2 protein-coding genes are annotated in these 7,477 nt (G+C 36.9%); both read left to right on the plus strand.

Features of this window, described 5'->3' with window-relative positions:
* A partial coding sequence (locus tag AC27L2_RS13570) for a FlgD immunoglobulin-like domain containing protein (protein ID WP_487212306.1) occupies positions 1-5,368 on the plus strand: 5,368 nt, incomplete at its 5' end.
* A gap of 109 nt (positions 5,369-5,477) precedes the next feature.
* Positions 5,478-7,199, plus strand: coding sequence for an Ig-like domain-containing protein (locus AC27L2_RS13575; protein ID WP_487212307.1), 1,722 nt, complete (start codon positions 5,478-5,480; stop codon positions 7,197-7,199).
* Positions 7,200-7,477: the final 278 nt, after the last annotated feature.

Raw genomic sequence — 7,477 nt, forward strand, 5'->3', positions numbered from 1 at the left:
TATTACAGGTAGCTCTGTAGGCGGTTATATAATATTTGGTAATGAAAACTTTAATATAAGTGGAAGTATTACAAACTCAAGAACTCATGCATCAACAGCTTTAAAGATTGGTGCTGCAGGAACAGCAGGTAAGACCGTTACAATAGGCGGTAATGTTGTTAACCAGGGAACTAATACTACAAGTTTCGATTTAACAACTACAGGGGCTGTAAGTATTTCAGGAACAGTGCAATCTACTGCAAATGGAACAATTACTTTCCCAAATATTGCTGCAGCAACAATGACACTCGGTGGTTTCAACTGGTCTTCAGGAACATTTAATATTGCAACTCAAAATCAAGTATTGACTATAAATGGTACGGTAAGTATATCTGGTGGTACTGTTAACTGGAGTGCTGCCGCAGCTCAAACAATTACCATTACAGGCAACGCTTCATTTACTGGCGGTACAATAACAACTACAAATAGATCTAGTATTACATTAAATGGTGCCTCAATTACAATTGGCGGTGCAAGTTCTAATCCAACATTTGCAACTGCTGCAACAAAACTGGTAATTGGTAATCCAACTCCAACTCAATTAGTAACTGTAAATATTGGTTCATTAAACCCAGTTATAGCTGGTGATTTGGAAGTTAATAATACTACTGGATTGGCACAAGCAGTTAAATTCACTGGTGGTACATTAAATATAAATGGTGCTTTAATATTTACGGCTGGTAAAGTTGTGATTTCTGATATTGCTAATTTGGTTGTTAAAGGTAGCTCCGCTACGCCAGACTTTAATAATGCAGCAGGCTATGAAACAACTGAACAAGGTAGAGTTACGCTTGCAGGCTCTGGTGCACAAGATTTCGGTGGTGCTGGTACTTTTGGTACGATTGAATTTAATAATGGTTCAGGAATGGCTACCTCGTCAGCAGTTACTTTGACAGGAAATATTTACTTAACCAACGGTTTGGTAAGTAACACCGGTGGCGCAATAACTATTGATAATTCTACAGTATATCCTACAATTGTAAGAAATAATGGTAGCTTTAATGCCGCACCTACATTCAACTCAATGGTTAATGTAACTTACATTGGCGGCGATAAAGCTTCTGGTAACGAATTACCAACTGCAGCTGATAAATTAAATAATTTAACCGTTGCAACTACAACAGGTGCAAATGGTTCTAATAATGTTCCATTAAAAGGTGTTGTAGTTATTGGTACTTCAACAACAGTTAATGGAACTATTACGGTAAATACAGATCAAGCATTATTGATAGCAAATACAACTACCCTTACAATGAAGGGTGCTTCGATAGTATTAAATGGTGATATAGCAAATGTTGGTAGTGGTAAGTTATCTTTAGCCGCTTCAACTGGAACATCAATAACAGGTTCTGGATATTTGCCACCAGTTGAGATTGCCGCTGGATCTACAGGAAATGTAATTAATGGACCAAAAGCATTAATAAATCAATTGGTAGGTACAGATAATGAAAGAGGTGGTGGAGATGATTTCGACCCAACAACTACTTCAGCAAATGGTAACTTAACATTTGGTAACGGAACAGCTGGTTTAACTTTATCATTAAGCGGCGTTGCTTTTGATGGAACAGATTTAGGTTCTATTACTACAGCAAATGCAAATAATTCATTGGTACTTGGTTCTGATATCCAGATGTCAGGTAACTTAACTCATGCAGCTGGTACAATTGATTTAGGCGGTAAAACATTAACTCATTTAGGAACTGCTCCTGCAATAACAGGTGGTGCAGTTACTACAAATGGTACACTGACATTTGGTAACGGCAGTACCACAGGTGCAACAACCTTAACATTAAATACATCCGATGTTACTATTGCAGCAAATATAAATATTAATTTAGGAGCTGCTGGAACAGCATTTAATTTGGGTGGTGGTAATAATTTAATAGCTGCAGGTAATTTAACAGTTACAAAAGGTACTTTAACATTAGGACAGAACTTAACAGTAACTGGCTCTAACTTCACATTAACATCCAATGGTTCTGTCACTGGTGCTGGAGTGCTTAGATTAAATGCTGCTGTTCCTCCATTAACATTCAGTTATGAAGGATCACCAAGCATAAGTAATTTAAGAATTAGCAATAATGTAAATCTTGCAGGTGGTGGTACAGGATTGACAGTTACTTCATTATTTACACATGATGGCGGTGTTCTTAACTTTGGCAGTAGAAATCTTACTTTCCAAAGTGCATTTACAAGAACAGCTGGTTCTTATGCAGCTACAACTGGTTATATGATTCTTGATGCTAACGCTGCTTGGACAGTTGATCAAGGTGATGGTTTTTCAATTCCTAATCTGAGGTTTACAGCAAGTGGTGCAAGTAATTTAACATTAAGTAATGCTGCTGGTCGTGGTACAATTACTGTTACTGGCAATTTAGATATGCAGATGGGTAGCCAGACATTAACAACTAATGGTAAATTAGCTGTTGCAAATGGCGCTACTGTAAATTATACAAGCGGTTCAATTAGTGCTGCTCCTGCTTATGCCGGTTCAATTAAATTAGTTGCACTTAATGTAACGAGTGGTGCAAGCATACCTGCTAATATCTGGCCAAGCTCACCATCAACTCTTGTTAATACATTTGTTGTTAACAGTGCAGCACCTGGAAATACGGTTGGTTTACCAGGCAGCAGAACTGTAAATCAGGTATTAGACTTAAAACAAGGTACACTTGCTCTCGCAGCTAATACATTAACATTAGCAAGTGGTACAACAGTTTATAGAACAGAAAATGCTTCTGTAACAAAAACAACGGGTGGAATTTCTTTCCCATCTGATAAAAATGTAACTGTTGTATATCAACCAACAGCTGCTAGTACTGGTGGTGATATAACAACTGGTATAGAATTGCCTGCTGAATTAAGCAAGTTAGTAGTTACAAGAAGTGCAAATGTAGGTAATGCAAAATTAACTGTAGGATCAGCAGTAACTGTTAACGATTCGCTCTTAATAAGAAATAATTTAACAGCCACAGCACAAGTTACGGCTAAAGGCGCAGTTAAAATAGAAAAAGATAACTATTCAAACGCTACTGATCCTTCTGTAACATTTAGTGCAACAGCACCTTTAGTATTTGGTGGTGCAAGTGGACAAAATCTTGTTCTTGGTGGAAATCAGACCATTGGCTTTATGAAACTTGATATGCAGGGTACTAACCCAGTATTGAATGTTACTGGTGGTAATTTAAGAATTGATGATGATGCTACAGTAGGTAATGCAAATTCAGGAAAGATTATATTCGTTAACGGTATTCTAAATATGGGTACAAATACATTGATTTTAGATAGACCACAATTAATAGCAGATGGATTAGGATATGATAGAAGTGCAGTAACAGGCACAAAGGTAGGACATGTAGTAGGTAAAGTTCAAAGAGCTGCGGCTACAGGTGATGGTTCAACCGGTACCAATGGTAGATTTGAATTCCCAACTGGTACTTTAAGTGGACAATATAGACCTATAGCAATTACATTTACACCATCATATCCAGTAGGTAATGTTACAAATATAGTTGTATCGCATGTTGATGCTTCTCCACAAGGTACAGTTAACTTACCATTGGATGGTGGTAATGGTGTAAAAGTTGGTAACTATGCTAAATTCTATTGGTTAGTATCAACTACACCATCAAGCCTTACAGCTACACAGAACTTTGATATAGAATTACAAGCAAATAATATTGGATACCCATATACAAGTGATGCTCAATTAAGAATAATTAGAAGACAGGATGGTAATGCAGAAAGTAATGGCTGGTTCTTACAAGGAACTGCACCAAATTACTCTAACTATCAAGTAGTTTCTGGTACAGATACAACAGTAGTTGTAAGAACAACTTCTTCACAAGGTGGTTTAGTAACACAAGGAAGTAGATTTGCAATTGGTGTTCCAACAAGAGCTCCATTGTTTACTGCTCCAACAGCTTCTTCATTCTCAGTTAATGAAGCTGATTCATTGCAAATTCAATTTACAGCAGATCCACAGGATGTAGGCGAAACTGTAACATACAGCTTAGTTTCTGCTCCTTCATTTGTAACTCTTGGTGCAAACGGCTTGGTTAAAGTAAAACCAGGTTATGCTGACGGAAGAACTGCTCCATATACAATTACAGTTCGTGCTACAGATTCTGGTGGACAAACAGCTGATAAGACCGTTTCTGTTACAGTTGTAAATGTTAACAGAGCTCCAAGCTTTACAGCTACAGGCGCTTCTACAAAACCAACAGCTTCTGTAAAGAATACACAGGTATTCACATTTACATACACAGCAGTAGATGCTGACGGCGAAACATTAACATATTCAATAGCAAGCGTTTCACCAGCTCCAGCAGGTACCTACAATATTTCTGCTTCTCTCGGTACATTAACATTTACTCCTGCTATTGCTGATGCTGGTAAAGACTTTACATTTACAATTCAAGCAAAAGATCCAAACAATGCAACAGCAACAACTACTACAGTTGTAACTGTTACACATACATTGGCTAAAGGTGACTTGAACGGTTCTGGATTACCAGATGCTACAGATGCTTCTGATATCTTGAAACATGTTGTAGGTCTGGCTCCAATTACAGATCCAGAAAAATTATACGCTGCAGATGTTAATGGCGATGGTGAAGTTGGTGCTTATGATGCTGCATGGATTCTCTATTATGTAGCTAATGGTTCATTCCCAACTGCTAAGATTAGCGCTGCAATGGGTAATGTTGAATTCGAAAGAGCTACAAGTGAAAAAGGTGTAATTTCATTGCCATTAACATTAAAGAAGACAAGCGGCGTAGTTTCTGTTTACACAGAAGTTCAATTGACTGATGCAGTAGAATTCAAGGGTGTTTCAACATCATTACCAGAAGGCTGGGTAGCTTACTCTAACTTCGCAAATGGTGTTCTTAAGATAGCTATGGCTGGTACAACTCCATTGAAAGATGGTAATGTTGCTAATATCAACTTAGCATTGAAAGATAAAGAAGCTCAGGTTAACTTGAATGCATCTGCTAAGTTGAATGACCAGTCATTTGGTATGATGTCTGTTAAAGTAAAAGAAATACCTGCTGAATTCTCAATCAGCCAGAACTATCCAAACCCATTCAACCCAACAACCAGCATTAAATATGCTATTCCACAAGATGCAAGAGTAACATTGGTTGTATATGATATGTTAGGACAAGTTGTTAAGACATTAGTTGACCAAGAACAAGAAGCTGGTTACTACACAGTAAGATGGGATGGAACAAATGACTTTGGCAGCAAGGTATCTTCTGGTATCTATATTTATAGAATCATTGCTGGTAAATATACATCAACAATGAAGATGAACTTACTGAAGTAATTGCGCTTAGTTTAATTGAGTGGGGCGGTTTATCCGCCCCCTTAATTAATGATTTAAGCAGGTTTGTGTGTGTTAATTAAAATAATGGAAAAATAAAAAGAGGTAATAAATGAGAAGTTTCAAAATAAGCGTTGTAAAGTTACTGGTCAGCATTACAGCCGCAATGCTTATGTTAGGAACGAGTTCGTTTGCACAGGTTAATGTTACTTTTCCTACTGTTTCTGGTGCATCAGGTGTTCAGAAAACAGGCGCAATTACTGTAGGTGATTTAACAGGTAAAAATGTTATCGCATTTCAATTTTCATTAAGCTATGATAAGAATATAATTATTATTCCAGGTGTAGATGCAACTGGAACGTTAATAGATGGCAAAGGTAATCTTACAGTAAATGCGGATACATTAGCAGGAACTCTTTCCGTAGCATGGGCACATAGCGCGGCTTTAACAGGCCAGGGAACTTTACTAAAACTAAACATAAAATTTAAGAATGCTGGTACTGCCACATTGAATCCTGGGAGTTCCTTCAAATTCAATGCTGGCACTCCATCAGCTTCTATAGTGAGCGGTTCTGCTCAAACAGCTGCTGTTCTTATTCAAGGCGGTTCTGTTTCTGCAGTTGCCGGTGATAATATTGTAATACCTATTTTAACTACTGCTATTACAGCAGATCAAAAGGTATTATCATATAATTTCACTGCAACATTTAATAAAAATGTTATTGAAATAACAAATTATGACCTTGAATCAACATTGAGTGCTAGTGGTTTGGCTGCAATTAATGTTGATAATAATGCTGGCACAGTAAGCTTTTCACTGGCAAGCGGTTCATATATTACAGGAAGCGGAACCTTATTGAAATTAACTGGAAAAGCAAAAGCAGCAGGAAGTACGAATCTAACATTTACTTCATTTAAATTTAATACTGGAACTCCAGGAGCTACAGCTGATCCTGCATTAATAACTGTAGCAGAAGCAAATGTTGCTCCAACCTTAACATTAAGTCCAAATCAAACTTCATTTGCAGTAAATGAAAATTCAACATTAACAATTACACTTGTTGGTGCTGATGCTAATGCTGGAGATGTATTAACATATTCTGCTACTAATTTGCCCCAAGGAGCTACGTTAGTTAATAATGTATTTACTTGGAAACCAAATTATGATCAGGCAGGAACTTATTCTGTAACATTCAAAGTTACTGATAAAGGCGGATTATCTGCTTCAATTACTGTAGCAATTGTTGTAAATAATGTAAACAGAGCTCCAGTATTTACAGCAGAAATACCTAACAATCAAGTAATTCCTGTTCATAATGTTCCTGTCCCATTTGAATTTATTTATAAAGCAAATGATCCAGATGGCGATCCTGTTACATTTAGAATAGTAAGTGGACCAGGAGAAATATCTGCAAATGGATATTATCTCTGGGCACCAACTCCATCACAAGCTGGAAAATCATATGTTCTTATAGTTGAGGTCTCGGATGGTTCCTTGACAGCAACATCAACAAGGACAATAAAGGTAAGTGATATAGTAACAGGAGTTGAAGAAGAGACAGGAATACCGACAGAATATTCATTGATGCAAAATTATCCAAATCCATTTAACCCGGCTACAACAATTAAATTTGCGCTTCCAAAAGATTCGCATGTTAAGTTGTCGGTATATAACATACTTGGACAGGAAGTAGCAACATTGGTTAATGGATTTATGAATGCAGGATATCAAAAAGTTACATTTGATGCATCAGGGTTGAATACAGGAATGTATATTTACAAGATTCAGGCAGATAATTTTGTATCGATGAAGAAGATGATGTATGTGAAGTAAGATAAAGAAGGAATTAAGAATAAAGAAGCCCCTTGAAGATAGGGGCTTTTTTTTATGTTATTTCTCGCAAAGCCGCAAAGAACGCAAAGAAAATACTTAACGTCTTTGTGTCTTAGCGAGAAACAAAAAATAAATTTCACGCAAAGCCACAAAACCGCAGAGAGAAAACGCAGAGTTATTCTGCGAAAAACAAAGTGATTAAAAGATAAACTTAGAAACTCAGTGGTTCTCAGTGTCATACTCAGTGTTTCTCAGTGTAAAAAAAGTTACACGGAGAA

This window comes from Rosettibacter sp. KY25 (assembly GCF_057554405.1).

Excerpts from the sequence above, each read along its gene's own strand:
- AC27L2_RS13575 (WP_487212307.1), top strand. The coding sequence starts at position 5,478 with ATGAGAAGTTTCAAAATAAGCGTTGTAAAGTTACTGGTCAGCATTACA.